Annotated in this window: 12 protein-coding genes and 2 pseudogenes; 5 read left to right on the top strand and 9 right to left on the bottom strand. The window is 73.1% G+C overall.

What is annotated here, in order from left to right:
• Nucleotides 1-2: 2 nt before the first annotated feature.
• The 4 genes from OG974_RS07880 to OG974_RS07865 all read left to right on the top strand — a co-directional run bounded on the left by OG974_RS07880 (nt 3) and on the right by OG974_RS07865 (nt 4,232).
• Entirely contained in the window at nt 3-932 is a 930-nt protein-coding gene (locus OG974_RS07880) for a sugar ABC transporter permease (RefSeq protein ID WP_327281938.1), read from the top strand.
• Nucleotides 925-1,785 (top strand): carbohydrate ABC transporter permease, encoded by an 861-nt coding sequence (locus tag OG974_RS07875; RefSeq protein WP_371645935.1) that lies wholly within the window; start codon nt 925-927, stop codon nt 1,783-1,785. Before OG974_RS07880 ends, OG974_RS07875 begins: the two co-directional genes overlap by 8 nt.
• The gene (locus tag OG974_RS07870; RefSeq protein WP_371645934.1) at nt 1,782-3,173 is read left to right on the top strand and encodes a GH1 family beta-glucosidase; all 1,392 of its coding nucleotides are present in this window, start codon (nt 1,782-1,784) and stop codon (nt 3,171-3,173) included. Before OG974_RS07875 ends, OG974_RS07870 begins: the two co-directional genes overlap by 4 nt.
• A gap of 141 nt (nt 3,174-3,314) precedes the next feature.
• Nucleotides 3,315-4,232 (top strand): NADP-dependent oxidoreductase, encoded by a 918-nt coding sequence (locus OG974_RS07865; RefSeq protein WP_327286001.1) that lies wholly within the window; start codon nt 3,315-3,317, stop codon nt 4,230-4,232.
• 7 nt (nt 4,233-4,239) lie between these two features.
• Here OG974_RS07865 and OG974_RS07860 read toward each other — a convergent pair.
• From OG974_RS07860 to OG974_RS07835, 6 genes and pseudogenes are all read right to left on the bottom strand, one after another.
• Nucleotides 4,240-4,992 (bottom strand): annotated as a pseudogene (locus OG974_RS07860) (serine/threonine-protein kinase); the annotation flags it as partial.
• A gap of 126 nt (nt 4,993-5,118) precedes the next feature.
• Nucleotides 5,119-5,811, bottom strand: a pseudogene (locus OG974_RS07855) (SPFH domain-containing protein); the annotation flags it as partial.
• Between the two features lie 135 nt (nt 5,812-5,946).
• Nucleotides 5,947-8,103 (bottom strand): discoidin domain-containing protein, encoded by a 2,157-nt coding sequence (locus OG974_RS07850; protein WP_328761765.1) that lies wholly within the window; start codon nt 8,101-8,103, stop codon nt 5,947-5,949.
• 313 nt (nt 8,104-8,416) lie between these two features.
• Nucleotides 8,417-11,335: a poly(A) polymerase gene (locus tag OG974_RS07845; protein ID WP_371645932.1), complete on the bottom strand. Its 2,919-nt coding sequence runs from the start codon at nt 11,333-11,335 to the stop codon at nt 8,417-8,419.
• Nucleotides 11,335-13,128 (bottom strand): RNA ligase family protein, encoded by a 1,794-nt coding sequence (locus OG974_RS07840; protein WP_328765126.1) that lies wholly within the window; start codon nt 13,126-13,128, stop codon nt 11,335-11,337. Before OG974_RS07840 ends, OG974_RS07845 begins: the two co-directional genes overlap by 1 nt.
• 135 nt (nt 13,129-13,263) lie before the next feature.
• Entirely contained in the window at nt 13,264-13,917 is a 654-nt protein-coding gene (locus OG974_RS07835; protein ID WP_327281933.1) for a TIGR03086 family metal-binding protein, read from the bottom strand.
• 109 nt (nt 13,918-14,026) lie between these two features.
• Between OG974_RS07835 and OG974_RS07830 the strand changes: the two genes are divergently transcribed.
• Nucleotides 14,027-14,989, top strand: a complete 963-nt coding sequence (locus OG974_RS07830; protein WP_329312749.1) for a WYL domain-containing protein — start codon at nt 14,027-14,029, stop codon at nt 14,987-14,989.
• On the opposite strand, the gene OG974_RS07825 is transcribed toward OG974_RS07830, so the two are convergent.
• From OG974_RS07825 to OG974_RS07815, 3 genes are all read right to left on the bottom strand, one after another.
• Nucleotides 14,983-15,633, bottom strand: coding sequence for an NAD(P)H-binding protein (locus tag OG974_RS07825; protein WP_327281931.1), 651 nt, complete (start codon nt 15,631-15,633; stop codon nt 14,983-14,985). The two genes, OG974_RS07830 and OG974_RS07825, sit on opposite strands and share 7 nt — an antisense overlap.
• A gap of 175 nt (nt 15,634-15,808) precedes the next feature.
• Complete coding sequence (locus OG974_RS07820; protein ID WP_327281930.1) at nt 15,809-16,261, bottom strand: hypothetical protein; 453 nt, start codon at nt 16,259-16,261, stop codon at nt 15,809-15,811.
• 78 nt (nt 16,262-16,339) lie between these two features.
• Nucleotides 16,340-16,600, bottom strand: coding sequence for a hypothetical protein (locus tag OG974_RS07815; RefSeq protein ID WP_327281929.1), 261 nt, complete (start codon nt 16,598-16,600; stop codon nt 16,340-16,342).
• Nucleotides 16,601-16,744: the final 144 nt, after the last annotated feature.

Raw genomic sequence — 16,744 nt, 5'->3', positions numbered from 1 at the left:
CCATGAGCCCCAAGACCGCACGCCTGCGCCGCAGTGCCCTGCCCTACCTGCTGCTCCTGCCCGCCCTACTCCTCGAACTGCTCATCCACCTCGTCCCGATGGTGATGGGCATCCTGATGAGCTTCCGACAGCTGACCCAGTTCTTCATCCGCGACTGGTCCCGCGCCCCCTGGACGGGATGGGCCAACTACGAACTGGTCCTCGACGTCGACCGGCCCGTCGGCGATGCCCTCCTGCGCTCCTTCCTCACCACCTGCCTCTTCACCCTGCTCTCCGTCGGCCTGTGCTGGCTGCTGGGCACCGCCGCAGCGGTGTTCACGCAGGAGGGCTTCCGCGGCCGCGGCGTCCTGCGGGCCCTGTTCCTCGTCCCGTACGCGCTGCCCGTGTACGCGGCCGTCATCACTTGGGCGTTCATGTTCCAGCGGGACAACGGCCTGGTGAACCACGTCCTCCACGACCAGCTGGGTCTGGGCGGCGCCGAGCACACCTTCTGGCTGCTCGGCGACAACAGCTTCTGGGCCCTGCTGACCGTCTCCGTGTGGAAGGGCTGGCCGTTCGCCTTCCTCATCGTGACGGCCGCGCTCCAGAACGTCCCCGGGGAGCTGTACGAGGCGGCCGCGCTGGACGGCGCCGGCACCTGGCAGCAGATCCGCCGGATCACCCTGCCCTCGGTCGGCGCCGTCAACCAGGTCCTGGTCCTGGTGCTGTTCCTGTGGACCTTCAACGACTTCAACACGCCGTTCGTGCTGTTCGGCAAATCCGCCCCGGAAGCCGCCGACCTGATCTCCTTGCACATCTACCAGGCCAGTTTCGTCACCTGGAACTTCGGCACCGGATCGGCCATGTCCGTCCTGCTGCTGCTCTTCCTGCTCCTCGTCACCTCCGCGTACCTCCTCGTCACCACACGCGGACGGAGGCACGAGCGTGTCTGACCACCGGTCACCGCTGGATCCGCCCACCTCCTTCAGGGTGGTCCGCGCCGTCTTCCTCACCCTGCTCACCGGCTTCGTGCTGCTGCCCGTCTACGTGATGGTCACCAGCTCCCTCAAGCCGCTCCAGGACGTCGCCGGCCGCTTCCGATGGATCCCCAGCGGGCTCACCGTCCGCCCCTACATCGACATCTGGCACACCGTCCCGCTCGCCGAGTACTTCGTGAACTCCCTGATCGTGGCGGGCGCGGCCACCGCCGCCTCCGTGGTCATCGCCGTCTTCGCGGCCTACGCGGCCAGCCGCCACCGCTTCCGCGGCAGGCGACTGTTCACCGTCACCGTGCTCTCCACCCAGATGTTCCCCGGGATCCTCTTCCTCCTCCCGCTGTTCCTGATCTTCGTGAACATCGGCAACGCCACCGGGACCGCCCTCTACGGCTCCCGCGGCGCGCTGATCCTCACGTACCTGACCTTCTCCCTCCCCTTCTCCATCTGGATGCTGATCGGCTACTTCGACTCGGTGCCCCGCGAGCTCGACGAGGCGGCCACCGTCGACGGCTGCGGCCCCCTCGGAGCCCTGCTGCGCGTCGTGGTCCCGGCCGCGGCCCCCGGCATCGTCGCCGTCGCCGTGTACGCCTTCATGACCGCCTGGGGCGAGGTGCTCTTCGCCTCCGTCATGACGAACGACACCACCCGCACCCTCGCCGTCGGACTGCAGGGCTACTCCACGCAGACCGACGTCTACTGGAACCAGATCATGGCCGCCTCGCTCGTCGTCAGCATCCCCGTCGTCGCCGGATTCCTGTTGCTCCAGCGGTACTTGGTGGCCGGACTCACGGCAGGAGCCGTCAAATGACCCTTTCCGGAACGCGTTTCGACACCGCCCCCGGCACCCCCGGCGACGGCATCGACCTGGCCGCCCTGCCCCGCGACTTCGCCTGGGGCACCGCGACCTCCGCCTACCAGATCGAGGGAGCGGTCGCCGAGGACGGCCGGGCCCCCTCCATCTGGGACACCTTCTCCCACACCCCCGGCGCCGTCGACGGCGGCCACACCGGCGACACCGCCTGCGACCACTACCACCGCTGGCGCGAGGACATCGCCCTGATGCGGGAGCTCGGCACCAACGCCTACCGGCTGTCGGTCGCCTGGCCACGGGTGGTCCCCGGTGGCGACGGCCCCGTCAACGCCAAGGGCCTCGCGTTCTACGACCGGCTCGTCGACGCACTGCTCGCGGCCGGGATCACCCCCTCCGTCACCCTCTACCACTGGGACCTGCCCCAGGTCCTCCAGGACCGGGGCGGCTGGCCCGAGCGGGAGACCGCCGAGCACTTCGCCGAGTACGCCGGGCTCGTCGCCGCACGCCTCGGGGACCGGGTCACCCAGTGGGCCACGCTCAACGAACCGCTGTGCTCGGCGTGGATCGGCCACCTGGAGGGCCGGATGGCCCCCGGCTGGACCGACCTCACCGCCGCGGTGCGCGCCTCCTACCACCTGCTGCTCGGCCACGGCCTCGCCACCCGGGCCGTGCGGGCCGCGGCCCCCGGCGCACGGATCGGCATCGTCAACAACCTCTCCACCGTCGAGCCCGCCACCGACGCCGAAGCCGACCGGGCGGCGGCCCGCCGCATGGACGGGCACGTCAACCGGTGGTGGCTCGACCCCGTCCACGGCCGGGGCTTCCCCGCCGACATGCGCGAGGTCTACGCCGTGGACCTCCCCGAACACCCCGGCGACGCGGAGGCCATCGCCACCCCGCTCGACTGGACGGGGCTGAACTACTACTTCCCGCAGATCGTCACCGACGACCCGGCGGGCCCGGCCCCGTACGCCCGCCAGATCGACCGGCCCGGCGTCCCGCGCACCGGGATGGACTGGGAGGTCGACGCGAACGGCCTGGAGATCCTGCTCATGCGGCTGACCGAGGAGTACGGGGCCCGCCGCATCCACGTCACCGAGAACGGCTCCTCGTACCCCGACACCGTCGCCGCCGACGGCAGCGTGCACGACCCCGAACGGGCCCGGTACCTGACCGGGCACCTGGCGGCCTGTGCCCGCGCCGCCCGCCGCGGCGCACCGCTGGCCGGGTACTACGCCTGGTCCCTGCTGGACAACTTCGAGTGGGCCTACGGCTACGACAAGCGCTTCGGCCTCGTCCGCGTCGACTACGCCACCCAGCGCCGCACGGTCAAGACCAGCGGCCGCCGCTACGCCGAGGTGATCGCCGCCCACGGGGCCCTGTGAGAGCGCGGGCCACCGCGCCGCGCCGTGCCCGCCCCGCTTCTCGGGGCGGGCACGGCCCTTCGTGATGGGATGGGTGGGGGAGTGCTTCAGCAGCTCACGGCACACGGCTCACGGAGAGGTCGGTAGATGTCCGAGGACACCATGCGGGCGATGGCGTACGAGACGTACGGCGGGACGGAGGTGCTCACCGAGACCCGCCTGCCGATGCCCAAGTTGGCTCCCGGCGAGATCCTCGTCCGGGTCAAGTGCGCCGGGGTCAACCCCGTCGACTGGAAGATCATGGCCGGCGGTCTCGACGGCCTGATGGACGTCACGTACCCGGTCGTCCCCGGCTGGGACGTGGCCGGCACCGTCGAGCGGGTCGGCATCGACGTGCCCGAGTTCTCGGTCGGCGACGAAGTCATGGCCTACGCCCGCAAGGACTACGTGCACGGGGGGACCTTCGCCGAGTACGTCAGCGTCCCCGTCCGGGCCGCCGCGACCAAGCCCGCCTCGCTCAGCTGGCACGAGGCGGCCGGGCTGCCGCTGGCCGGGCTCACCGCGTACCAGTTGCTCACCCGGCTGGCCACCGGCATGGACGACATCGTCCTCATCCACGGCGCCGCGGGCGGCGTCGGCTCCTTCGGCGTGCAGATCGCCCGCGCGCTGGGAGCCCGGGTCATCGGCACCGCCTCCCCGCGCAACCACGACCGGCTGCGCGAACTCGGCTGTGAACCCGTCGCGTACGGGGACGGCCTGGTCGACCGGGTGCGCGCGCTCGCCCCCGACGGGGTCACCGTCGTGGCGGACTTCGTCGGGGGCGTCCTCGACGTCACCCAGGCGGTCCTGGCGAAGGGCGGCCGACACGCCTCCATCGCCGACCACACCGTGCTCGGCGCGGGAGGCCAGTGGATGTGGGTCAGGCCGGACGCGGAGGGCCTGGCCGAACTGGGCCGCCTCGCCGAGAGCGGGCAGCTCAAGGTGACCGTCGCGAAGACCTTCCCGCTGGCTGAGCTCGCGGCGGCGTTCGAGCTCAGCCAGACCGGGCGCACTGCCGGCAAGATCATTATCGAAGTGTGAGGTTCCGTCAGCTCGCCGTAATGGTCGGCACGTTGTGCAGGCCCACCATCGTGCGGACGGCCGGGGGCAGCCAGTCCCCGGCCCGCCCCGCGGTCCCGCCGCCCAGGTGCTCCAGGATCTGCTCCGGGGTCGGCCGGGCGGTCGGCCGGGAGGAGAGGCAGGCCGTCACGATCGCCGACAGGTCCGCGGGCAGCATCCGCAGGGCCGACTCCAGCTCCGCTCCCGCCGGGAAGGGCGCGGCCCCGCAGGCATGGGCCAGCACCATCCCGAAGGCGTACGCGTCGACGGCCGGCGTGAGTGGCGCCCCTGTCAGCTGCTCGGGGGCGAGGAAGCCCCGCGTGCCGATGAGGAAGTCCGTCCTGGTCAGGGCGGTGGCATCCACCGCCCGGGCGATCCCGAAGTCGATCACCCGCGCACCCGCCTCCGCGATGATGACGTTGCCGGGCTTCAGGTCCCGGTGGATGATCCCGCAGGCGTGGATCCCCTCCAGCGCCTCGGCCACCCCCAGCGCGAGGGCGCGCAGCGTCCGGGCGGGCAGCGGTCCGAGCTCCTGAAGGACGGTGTGCAGGGACGGGCCCGGAATGTACTCCGTCACCAGCCACGGACGCTCTCCCTCGGGAGAGGCGTCCACCACCTGTGCCGTGTGGAAGCCGCCCACCCGGCGCATCGAGTCGATCTCCCGCGCGAACCGCTTCCGGAACCCGGGGTCCGCCGCCAGTTCGGCCCGTACGACCTTCACCGCGACACGCCGCTCACCGGGCGACAGCCCCAGGTAGACCGTGCCCATCCCGCCCTCGCCGAGCCGCGCGGTGAGCCGGTAGCGTCCGACCTGTCGCGGGTCGTCCGGCAGCAGCGGATCGTGCTTGACAGGCCGTGGGGGCACCCCGGCCGGCGTCCCCGCCTCGGCCTTGAGGACGGCGGCCCTGGCTTCGCCCTCCGCGCGCAGAATGAAGGAATGCTTCTCGCCCTCGGCGCGCAGCATCTCGGACTGCCGGGCGCCTTCGGCCAGGAGGATCGCGGCGCGCTTGTCGCGGTCGGCGGTGACCTGCCTTTCCATCGCGGCCAAGATGGAGGTCGGCGGGTCGATCGCCTTGAGCTCGACGCGGTTGACGCGGATGCCCCACTTGCCGGTGGCCTCGTCGAGGACGCCGCGCAGGGCGGCGTTGATCTCCTCGCGGGAGTTCAGGGTCCGTTCCAGGTCCATGCCGCCGATGATGTTGCGCAGGGTGGTGACGGTGAGCTGCTCGATGGCCTGGATGTAGCTGGCGACCGCGTACGTCGCGGCCCGCGGGTCGGTCACTTGGAAGTTGATCACCATGTCCATGTTGACGACCAGGTGGTCCCGAGTGATGACCGGCTGCGGCGGGAGCGGCACGACCTGCTCGCGCAGGTCGATGCGGTTGCGGACCCTGTCGATGAACGGGACGACGATGTTGAGGCCCGCGTTGAGGGTCCGCGTGTAGCGGCCGAAGCGTTCGACGATGGCGGTGCCGGCCTGCGGGATCACGTGGATCGCCTTGACCAGTGCGATGAATAACAGAACCACCAGGATGATCAGGACGATGATGATCGGCTGCATGCGGCTCCCCGTGCCCTTCCGGCTCTCTGCGCTGCCCCGTTGAGCGGAGTTTCGCAGAACACCGTTGCCGCGCACACCGGTTGGCCGATGTTGCCCCGGCCGCCCGGGTGCGGGACGGCCGGGGCCTGCGGTGGATCAGGGGTACGAGACCACCGTGGACGGGGTCGTCGACGTCCCCGAGGTGGGGGCGCCCGTCGTGTTGATGACGTGTTCGTACTGGCCCTTGCCGCCGAGGGAGACGACGAGCAGGTCGTGGAACCTCACGCCCGGCTTCACCGGCGCCTGGAAGCCGTGGTCCTGACGGATCGTGGGGTCCACGTTGTAGTAGCAGTAGCTGCCCAGGCCCCAGCCCTCGTGGGTGCTCACCGAATCGGACACCTTGTAGGCCGCGTAGCCCTTGGTGGAGCCGTTCTGGACGGCCGCCTGGTCGGGGGCGTCGTACGCCTTCTCGTTCTGGAAGAAGACCGTGCGGCCGCGCTCCCCGTTCCACTCCACGTCGTACTTGTTGAAGTGCTCGACGAACAGCCCGGTGGCGAGTACGTCGTCACCGTTGACGCGGAAGCCGTAGTCGGCGCGGTTGGTCTCCCAGCCCACCCCGTCGCCGTGGTCGGCGCGCCAGATCCAGGTGTGGTCGACGATCGTGTCGTGGTTGTTGATCACCATGCCGACCGTGGACTTGCCGGGACCGGCGCCGCCGACCCGGATGAACACGTCCTGCACGGTCGTCGGGTTACCGCCGTGGTCCGTGGTCGTACCGGCCGGACCGACCTCCAGCAGGCTCGGTGAGTTGACCGGCCCCGCATCGATCAGGAATCCGGCGAGCCGCACCCCGTCGACGTCGGCGACCTTCATCGCGGTCACCCCGTTGTCCGGGACGATCGTGGCCAGCCCGAGGCCCAGCACGACCGTGTCCGCGCGGTCCACCCGGATCGTCCGGTCGACGTGGTACACGCCCGGGGTGAAGAGCAGGTGCAGGCCCTGGGCCAGCGCCTGGTTCATCGTCGCCGCGGTGGTGCCCGGCTTCACCACGTAGAACCGGCTCAGCGGCAGAGAGGTTCCCTGCGGCGCGCCGCTGCCCCAGGAGGTGCCGCGGGCGTTCACCCGCTTGGCCGGGACGAAGACCTTGTACTCGCTCCCGTCCAGGTAGAGGAACGGCTTCTCCCGCGAGACGGGCGTGGAGTCGAGCGTGGTGTACGGCGGGTTCGGGAAGGACTGGGCGGGCGCACCCTGCACTCCGGAGAAGACCTGGTTCCAGACGCCGTTGCCCCAACCGCCGATCGCACTGTCGCGGGTGTACCACTGCTGCTGCGAGTAGTTGCCGACCTGGCCGTCGATCTGCGAGTCGGCGATGTAGCCGCCGGAGGCCCAGCCGAATCCGTCGGGCGCGAGGTTGAGGCCGCCCTTGACGTGCATCCGACGGAACGGCGCGGCCTGGGAGACCGCCCAGCGGTCGGTGCCGTTCACCGGGTCGAGCGCGAGGTTCTCGGCCGAACGCCAGAAGTTCTGGGTGGCGTTGCCGCCGAACCAGCCGGCGTCGACCGTCACGTCGCCGTTGATCGTGGTGTCGTCGGGGCGCAGGCCCAGTCCCGAGATGGAGGTGTAGAAGCCGATCTGGGCATTGAGGCCGTTGTACGTGCCCGGCTTGAACAGGAACTGGTAGCGACCGGTACCGAACTGGGCCGATTCCTGCTGCCGGAACACCTCGTCGAGCTTGGCCTGGATGCCCGGCGTCGACGGGTCGAAGACGATCACATTGGGCCCGAGGTCGCCGCCACCGGGGAGGGTGGGGCCGCCGCCGGTCGTGCCGAAGACCTGGAACTCGTAGAGCGAGTAGCCCCACTGGGTGGCACGCCGGGTGCCATGGACCCGGACGAAGCGGGCCGTGCCGGTGATGTCGTGGGTCAGGAGCCCGCCGGTGGCGGCGGTCGTGGAGTAGGCGGTGCTCCAGTGGGTGCCGTCGTCGGACAGCTCGATCCGGTACGCCGTCGCGTACGCGGTCTCCCAGCGCAGCACGACCTGGCTGATCTGGGCGGGGGCGCCCAGGTCGACCTGAATCCACTGCGGGTCGGCGAACTGGCTCGACCAGCGGGTGGTGGTGTCGCCGTCGACGGCGGCGGAGGCGGGGGTGCCGCCGTTCTCCTGGCTGGAGGCGGTGGCGGGCCTGCCCTGGGAGAGGAGTACGGGCGCGGCCTGGGCGGCGGTACCCGGCAGCAGGACGAGAAGGGCCGCGACCAGCGCGGCGGCGAGGGCGGCGACCGTCAGTCGCGGGGGATGGTCCGAGAGGCGGGGCATGGGGGGCTCTCCTGACATCGGGGATTGATCCGGGGGATCGAAGCGTGAGTGAACTGCCCGTCAGGTGGAGCGTCAAGGGTTCCAGCGTTCATGAAATGAAGGCGTGAGGGGGCGTCAATTGCCGTTGAGGCCTGTGAACTCGGGGTTTCTTCAATCCTTGTGAAAAGTGTTGACGAAAAAAAGGTGGCCGGACTCTACTGGGACTCGTGACCGCTCTGTCCTGCCGCGCCCGCTGGGTGGGGCAGAGCGTGTCGCAACCCGTCAGTGTTCGGAGAGTGGCCTCGATGGGAGGGGCGCCGCCGCCATGTGTTCGTTACTTGGCGCCGGGGAGGGTGGGAACGGCGAGGGAGGGAACCGTGAGGGTGGGAACCGTGAGGGTGGGAACCGCGCCGCAGTCCGCCCGGACGACCTCGACGCCCGGGAGGTCGGCGGACCAGCGGCCCGCGAGCGCGGCGAGGGCGGCCGTGTCCGGCGGGGCCGAGCCGAGCCCGATCGCGTACCGGGCCGAGGCGGCGGACACCGCGGAGGGTCGCGGCCAGGCGTGCGCGCCGCGGACACCGGCCTCCGCCAGTGCACCGAGCAGTGCGCGCATCCGGCCCCGGGCCCGGCCCAGGTTCTCCTCGAACTCCCGTGGCCCGGACCCCCGTACGGTCACCACGGCCCAGGCCGCGTGCCGACGGTGCAGCGGCGCGGCTTCGGGACCGGCTCCCGCCTCCAGGAGCTCCCACGTGCAGTACAGCTCCCGCACCAGCAGGTCGAGCAGCCCCGGGCCGACCTGGGCCGTGCAGCTGCGGACCGGAGCGGAGGGGGTGAGGACCGTGACGGGGTCAGGGCCGGGTCCGGGGCCCGGGGTCGGCGGCGTCAGGGCGACCGGGTCGCGCCAGTCCCATGCGGCCCAGGTCCCGAAGAACTCCCGCAGCAGGGCCGCGGGGGACAGGTCGACGGCGTCGCGGACCGTACGAGCCGCCAGCACCGCCCAGGCCAGGCCCGGCAGTCCGCCGAACGGCGCCGAGTCCAGCCCCCGGGCCCGGGCCCACGCCTTGACCTCCCGGGCCAGGCGGGCGAACTCCGCCTGCCGCCCGGAGCCGACGAAGTCCCGTACCGCATCGGCGTCGCTCACCGCGCTCAGGGCGATCGAGGCGGCCTCGCCGAGCTCCGCCCGCCGCTGCACCGCCCGCGCCGGATCCACCGCGCCCGTGGCGACGACCACCAGGTCCACGTCCAGTCCGGCCACGCGCAGCCGCAGCCCCGGCACCCGGGCGCCGACGACCTCCCGCACCCGCTCGGCCTCCGGCAGCGCTGCCCCGACCCGCTCCCGTACCTCCCCGATCCCGGGCGCCCCCGGCAGGGCCGCGACCAGATCGAGGTCCGCCCCGGGCAGGGCGCAGCCCGTCCGCCGCGATCCGACGAGGTGCACCACCCCGTCGCCGAGCGCCTTCGCGATCCGGGCCCGCACGCCCTCGGCGTCGGTTTCTGTTTCGGCTTCTGTTTCGGGTTCGGGTTCGGCTTCGGGAGCCAGGGGCGTCTGCAGTTCGGGGACCCACCGCCACCTGCCGGTGCCGAGTTCCACCGTCGCCCGGACCCGCATCGGCTCGTCCCCGCGCCGCGACAGCACCGCGAGCTCCCCGACCCGGGCCGTGGTCCCCGCCCCGGTGCCCCCGAGGCGCGCGGTGGACTCCGTCAGTGCCCGCTGCGGATCGCGGCTGCGCCCCAGCGTCAGGTGCGGCGTGAAGCCGTCGCGCCCCCGGCATCCCGGGAACCGCTCCACGAGGCGCCCCCGCAGCTGTTGCCACGGTGCGTCTCCGTCCGCCGCCGGGTCCAGCCACAGCGTGGCGTCCTCCCGGTGCCCGAAACTGTGCACGCCGGCCAACCGCGCCGTGAACGGCGCCGTCTGCGCGGCGGCTTCGGCCAGCAGCGGCAGCGCCGCCTCGAACGAGGACTCCGGTACGAAGCCGAACAGCAGGTTCACGTGCGCCGGCCAGCGGAGGACCGCCGGGTCGTGCGCGCGACGCAGCTCCTCGACCGCCGGGTCGTGCGGCGGCAGCCACGCCACCGCCGTCCGCGCGGTCGCCCGTACGCCGAGCACCGGGCGCTCGTCGCCCCGCTCCCCGAAGTCCACGACCGCCTCCACTCCGAAGTGGTCGGAGATGAACAGCCCTTCCGGGCCGGGGGCGTTGCCGCGCAGTGCGGCCTCCCGAACCCGTGCGTCCGCCGACCGCAGCAGGACCCGGTCCAGTCGGGCGGCCCGCCCCGACAGCGAGCCCACCGCGGCCAGTGGATTGGCCACCGGATCGAAGGTCGGTGTGGCGTCCTGCACCCCGTGCACCTCGCTCCAGGCATCGCGCATGCCCACCGCGGCCGCCGGCCCCAGCGCTCCGGATCGGCCGTCGTTGAAGTCGCCGAGCAGCGCCACATCCGCATCGATGCCGCTCAAGCCATCGGCGATCCGGGCGAGTTCGGTAGTGCGCCGCCCGGCGCCGTCCTCCGTGTGATCGCTCGTCAGATGGACGCAGGCCACGACGAGCGGCCCGCTCGCGGTGTCCACCGTGACGGCGGCGACCGCCTTGTGCGGCCCCAGCAGGTGCAGCCCCGCCTCCCGGACGGGAAGCCGGCTCAGTACCAATAGCCCGCCGGCGGCGACGTCCTTGCCGCGCGGATCGGTGCCCACCGTGTACCCGGCGCGCACCCACGGCTCCTCCAACAGCATGCCGAGCAGCGCCGGTTCGACCTCTTGGAGGGCGATCACGTCGGCGTCGGCGGCCGCCAGGTCGGCCAGCAGCATCGGCCTGCGGCGGGCGGTGTCGATGCGCGGGGCGTCGTACCGGTCCCACAGCGTGTTCCAGGTCAACAGCCGTACCCGCGCAGGCTCCCGGCCGGTCGACGCGGCCCCGCCGACCGGGGCCGGAGCCGGCCGCCAGGCGCCGCCCGCCGGATCCCATGCGTACGGGGTCCGGGCGGTGAAGAACGGGGCCCGCAGCAGCCGCGGTTCACGGACCCGCCCGGCCGCGGTGGAGTCGATCCGGTCCACACCGCTCGCCCGGTCCCACACGAGCTCGCCGTCCGCCTCGACGAACAGCACCCGGTGCCAGGGGACGTCGCCGCCGGGCACGAACGAGTGCAGCGGGATCCTCTTCGGCGGCGCCCCGCGCTGGTGCAGCCCGAACACGAACCGCGCCGGATCGAACCGGGGGTCCCAGCGGACCTGGTGGTAGAGCTCCTCACTGGTACGCATCAGCCGTCCTCGCCCACTGCCGCCGCTACCGGCGCTTGCGCCGTCGCCCCTGCCGGGTGCGCCGCAGCCGCCCCGATGGTGCCCGCGGTGTCCTCGACGGTCCCGCCCGCGCCGATGTACCAGGTACGGTGCGCCGGCCCCTGCCCGGGATACGGCGGACTGAACCGGTGCAGCTGCGCGGTCAGCACCTGCGCCGGTACGGGATGGGGGCGGACGGCGTTGCGCCGGACCAGCTCCGCCTCCTCGACCAGCACCACGGCCTGGGTGACGAGCGCGTCGCGGCGCTGCGCGACCGCCCCGGCGAGGCCCCGCTGCTGCTCGGTGAGGGAGGTGGCGTCCCACACCACCGTGCCGCCGGCGGCCAGCGCCGCGTCCAACCGGTCCAGGCCCTCGCGCAGCACGTCGGCATTGGCCCGCTGGTCGGCGCGCGAACCACGGGCCGTGCGCAGATCGTCCAGGCTGATGTATGCGGACACGCCCGGCAGACGCCGGGCGTACGTGCTCTTCCCGCTGCCCGAGGGCCCGCACAGCTGCACCAGCCGCGGGAAGCTTCCGTCGCGCCACCGCCAGGTCGCGGCCACCGCCTCCTCGGCAGTGGAGATCCCGCCCCGCGCGAACGCCTCCCGGGCCTGTGCCCAGCACCGGTCCGCCGCGTCCGCGCCGAGGCCCGAGAGGCCCTCCCGCAGCCCGGCGCGCAGCGGACCGAGCGGGTCGGGGCCGAGCAGCCCCGCCTCCTCGGCGTACAGCGCGGACCACTCCACGCACTCCCGCGCTGCGGCGTCCCCCGCGGCGGCCGCCCCGGCGAGTGCGTGCAGCACGCCGAGGTCGGCGGCGACGGCCATCCGGACCAGCCCGGCCCGCCGGCCCTCGTCCGGGAACGGCCGCTGCAGAGACGGGTACAGCCCGACCAGGTCGGCGACCCGCCGGGCGAGCGGCATCCCGAGCGGCCCCGCCCCCAGCCGCGCCCCGATCCCGGCGCGCGGCGCGCGGTGCAGTACGGCGGCCAGTACGCCGGCCAGCCGGGCTTCCCCGCTGCGGCCCGACGCGTCGAGCCGGCCCGCCACCTCGGCGACGACCGGCTCGACTGCGGCGCCCGGCACGGGATCCAGGCCGAGGGCGGCCGACAGCTGCGCCGCGTCCGGCTCGGAGCCCGACCGCACCGCCCACAGCGGAGCCCGCGGACCGAGCCCGTTCGGCACCACCTGCGCGTACATCCAGTGCGCATCGGTCTGAACGTGGCCGCCGCGCACCCACTTGGCGACGCTCCGCCCGAAGTCCGCCCGCGCGAAGCCGGCCACCGTCCGGACGACGTAGCCCTCCTGCCGTGCGGTGTCGAGCCGCAGTTTGCGCAGCGCGCGCTCGTCGAACACGCCCCGCCAGAGCACCCGAGGGGTGGGCACCCCGAGGCCGCGCAGGAAGCCCACGGTCCGGTCCCAGTCCAGGCAGTGCTCGCCGTCCCACACCGAGAACCCGTAGAACCAACTGTCCAGGTCCTCGTAGGGCAGGGAGTGGCGGGCGTACAGGTTCTCCCCGCACACCCGCCACCCCGCCGGTATGCCGGCGCCGATCCGGCTCTGGAGACCCTTGACCCACGCCCGTGAGGGATGGTGGCCGGAATCCAGCGAGCGCGCGTGGAGGCCGTCCGCGTACAGGGTGGTGTTCTCCCCGTCGAGCTTCTCGGTGACCACGACCTCGCGCCCGGCCAGCCCGGGGAGCCCCACGGCACGCACGTCGTCCGCCGCGGCCCCGGGTGACCAGGGCAGATGCGGGGTTCGGGGATAGTGCGTGCGCATGACCGGCTCCTGCTCGACGACGTGGTGCATCGTCACTCTAGGTATCCGGAGCGGGGGCAGCCACCCAATAACCCCCGCCAGCAGTCCCTCAGCCCCTCGGAGCCTTGGTCCCCCGGTCCCTCAGGGCCTCGGCGCTCAGGGACGGCGCCCGGCCCAGGCGACCAGCCGCTCGATGGCCGCGGCGTCGGCGTCCACGGCCACGACCTCGGCGAACGGGATCCGCCCGCCGCGGGTTTCGGCCGGCAGTGCCGTGCGTACGACGGCGAGCACCCGCTCGATCAGGGCCGGGTCCCACTCCGGGTGCTGGCCCGTGGCCCTGGCCAGGTCCCAGGTGTGCACGACGAGTTCGTGCGTGTAGACGGCCGCGGCGGCCGCACCCGGCAGGACGCCCATCGGCAGGCGCAGCCGACGGCCGAGGATCTCCGGGTCCGCCCACACCTGCGCGACGTCACGGGCGCCCGGCTCCCAGGCCGCCGCCCATCCGCCGTCGGCGATCTCGTCGGCGAAGGACGGGACGCTGAACGGGTCCTCGCCGCGCCCGATCACCGAGATCCGGCGGACGACGGCGACGAGGTGGCTGGAGAGCCGTCGTACGTCGAAGTCGTCACACGGGGTCGGGGCGTCGTACTGCTCGGGCCGGACGGCGGCCAGGGTGCGGCCCGCCAGTTCGACGGCCGCGGCGAGGTCGAGCCGGGGGTCCCAGGAGGAGCCGGCGCCGGAGGTGGAGGTGGTGGTAGCGGTGTCGGTGGAGGCGGACGGGGTTTCGGTGAGCTGCGTGTTCTTAGTCATGAGTTCATCCTGGAAGCCAAACTGGCCACCTTCTGGCCTGTTTACCGAAGAGAATGAACGGAAACGGAAACGGGAACGGCGTACGCGCCGGGGCGGGAGGAACGGGCGGATGAGAGCGGACCGGCTGGTGGCGACCTTGTTGTTCCTCCAGGAACGCGGCCGGGTCACGGTCTGCGAAGTGGCCACCGAACTGGAGGTGTCCGAGCGCACCGCCCGCCGCGATCTGGAGGCACTGGCCGCATCGGGCATACCCGTCTACTCGCAGCGGGGCCGCGGCGGCGGCTGGACCCTCGTCGGCGGGGCCCGCACCAACCTCACGGGGCTGACCGCCGAGGAGATCCGGGCGCTCTTCCTCGTCACCGGGCCGCTGACGGCCACTCCCGAACTGCGCACCACCCTGCGCAAGCTGGTCCGCGCCCTGCCGCCGGCCCTGCGGGAGCAGGCCCAGGCCGCCACCCGCGCCGGAGTCGTCGACGCCACGGACTGGTGCCGCAACGCCGTCACCGCCGATGGTGTGCACCGCTCCGCGCTCCAGGGGGCCGTCGTGGACGGGATCCGCGTCCGCCTCGGGTATGCGGGCGTGGGCAAACCGGCCGGAGAGCGCACGGTCGACCCCCTCGGGATCGTCGCCAAGGCGGGGGTCGACTACCTGGTCGCGGGTACGGACAAGGGTCTGCGCACCTTCCGGCTCAGCCGGGTCAGTTCCGTCGTGCCGACCGGCGAACCAGTGGTCCGGCCGCCGGGCTTCGACCTGGCCACGGTCTGGCGGGAGTTGTCCGGGGCCTTCCAGGAGGGCATGAACGCGGTGACCGCGCGGGCCCGCATCCATTCCGACGCGCTGGCCCTGCTGCAACGGCTGCTCGGCGGTCGGGTGCGCGTCGGCGGTCCGCTGCCCGACGGCTGGACCGAGGTGTGGATCGACGGCCCGGCCCCCAAGGCCCTGGCCGGGCACCTGGCCGGGCTGGGGGCGGGAGTGGAGGTGCTGGAGCCTCCGGAGGTACGGCAGTGGCTGGCCCGGCTGGGCGCCGAGCTCACGGCGACGTACGCGGCGGACGTGCCGGCCGGTCAGTAGCCGATGGTGAACCGCTTGCCCGTATGTGCATCGCGCTCGATCTCGTCGACCAGGGCCACCGCGTAGTCCTCGGCCGAGATGTGGCTGCGGCCGTCCTCGTCCACGACCAGGTCGTCGAGGGCCAGTCGGTACGTGCCCGTGCGCTCGCCCGGCGCCATCTGCGCGGCGGGACTCAGGCAGCTCCAGCGCACCTCCTCGACGGGCACGGTGCGCAGGAAGTCCAGCGCCTCCCCGTGGGCGTGCATGACGGCCCGGACCGGTTCCGGGACGTCCGCCGCGTCCCAGACCAGCGGGCCCGCGGGGGTGCGCAGCGAGCCCGCCCCGCCCACGACGAGCACGCGGGGCCGGGGGGTGTCCGGGGCGAGCGTGCAGACGCCGCCGATCAGGGACTTGGCGGCGGTTACGATAACGCCCGGGTCCCCGGACCCGGGGCCGACGGCGCTGACGACCACGTCCCGGCCGGCGGCGGCGCCGGCGACGGAGTGCGGGTCGAGGACGTCGCCGTGCGTCACCTCGGCCGCGGAATCCGCGAGCTTCGCGGGGTCGCGGACGACCGCGGTGACCTCGTGGCCACGGCCGAGCGCTTCGCGCAGCACGAGGGATCCGATGGTGCCGGTCGCGCCGAACAGGGCGATCTTCGCCATGGAGACTCCGTGGGGTCGAGGAGGTACGGGCCCGAGGTCGGGCCCGCGTCGACCATCCAAGCGAACCCGCCCGCCGACACCCGGCAGCCGGGCCGGGTCCACTCGGATGATCCGGCCCGGGCCCCTTCCGAACGACCTACGTAACGACATCCGAACGACTCCCGCACGACACTGCCTAGTGGCACAGGGCGACGATGGACGGGGAGATCGTGCCCTTGGCCGCCTCGCACAGGGAGGTCATGTCGTACGGACGCGGCGGAGCGGGCCGCGGTTTCGGCCGTACGGGCGGGCGTTGGCGCGGCCGGGCCCCCGGGGCGGGGTGCACGGTGTGCGCCGCCCCGGCGGGTGTGCGGTCGCCGGGGCGCCGCGGCGACCGGTGTTCCGCGGGCGGCGCCGGAGGTTCCGGTTCCGGCTCCTCCGGCGCCGCCGACGGGGGCTCCGACGCCGGCAGTCGGCCCAACGGCAGGGCTTCGACCGCCGATTCCGCGCCCGTCGTCGTCCGGTCCGCCGCCGGAGCCGGGCGGGCCGGCTGCGGCGGTCCGCCCGGTCGTACGGATACGCACCCGGCGGTCAGCGCCAGCGAGGCGAGGATCAGGGGCAGGGGTACGGCCACCCGGCGTAACTGCATCCACCCACCCTGCCGTACGAGAGCGGACGGAACCTATGCACCGTCACGCGAACGAGTGACGGGGGAACGGTGCGGGGGCTACACCGCCCGGCGCCCCTGCGCGACCAGCCGGAGCAGGTGTTCCAGCGGCCCCCGGCGCAGCGGACCGTGCGCCCAGAACGGCTGCCAGGTCCAGGCCGCCACCAGCGTCACCCCCGGCGAAGCCGGCCGGTGCACCCCAGGACGCGGGCCCCGTGCGCCGTCCGGCCAGCACCAGCGCACGCAGGACGTACGCGCCGAGCGGCGTCGCGCCGAGCGCAGCCGGCGGCCGCAGCAGCCGAGCACGCCACTGACACGCACGGCGTCACCCTGGGCAAGGTTCGGCTTCTTCTAGCTGGTGGGTGCCGGGTCCGGCTCGCAGGGATGCGGCCCTGGCCGCGTTCATTCCGACCTGAACAACGCCATCACGGGCTGGCGGGCCGGCATCTGCGCGCTGGGCGAGGG

This window comes from Streptomyces sp. NBC_00597 (genome assembly GCF_041431095.1).
Classification (GTDB): Bacteria; Actinomycetota; Actinomycetes; order Streptomycetales; family Streptomycetaceae; genus Streptomyces.
This window is presented reverse-complemented; position numbering and strand designations above follow the sequence as displayed.

Excerpts from the sequence above, each read along its gene's own strand:
- OG974_RS07880 (WP_327281938.1), top strand. The coding sequence starts at position 3 with ATGAGCCCCAAGACCGCACGCCTGCGCCGCAGTGCCCTGCCCTACCTG.
- OG974_RS07870 (WP_371645934.1), top strand. The coding sequence starts at position 1,782 with ATGACCCTTTCCGGAACGCGTTTCGACACCGCCCCCGGCACCCCCGGC.
- OG974_RS07865 (WP_327286001.1), top strand. The coding sequence starts at position 3,315 with ATGCGGGCGATGGCGTACGAGACGTACGGCGGGACGGAGGTGCTCACC.
- OG974_RS07850 (WP_328761765.1), bottom strand. The coding sequence starts at position 8,103 with ATGCCCCGCCTCTCGGACCATCCCCCGCGACTGACGGTCGCCGCCCTC.
- OG974_RS07845 (WP_371645932.1), bottom strand. The coding sequence starts at position 11,335 with ATGCGTACCAGTGAGGAGCTCTACCACCAGGTCCGCTGGGACCCCCGG.
- OG974_RS07840 (WP_328765126.1), bottom strand. The coding sequence starts at position 13,128 with ATGCGCACGCACTATCCCCGAACCCCGCATCTGCCCTGGTCACCCGGG.
- OG974_RS07835 (WP_327281933.1), bottom strand. The coding sequence starts at position 13,917 with ATGACTAAGAACACGCAGCTCACCGAAACCCCGTCCGCCTCCACCGAC.
- OG974_RS07830 (WP_329312749.1), top strand. The coding sequence starts at position 14,027 with ATGAGAGCGGACCGGCTGGTGGCGACCTTGTTGTTCCTCCAGGAACGC.
- OG974_RS07825 (WP_327281931.1), bottom strand. The coding sequence starts at position 15,633 with ATGGCGAAGATCGCCCTGTTCGGCGCGACCGGCACCATCGGATCCCTC.
- OG974_RS07820 (WP_327281930.1), bottom strand. The coding sequence starts at position 16,261 with ATGCAGTTACGCCGGGTGGCCGTACCCCTGCCCCTGATCCTCGCCTCG.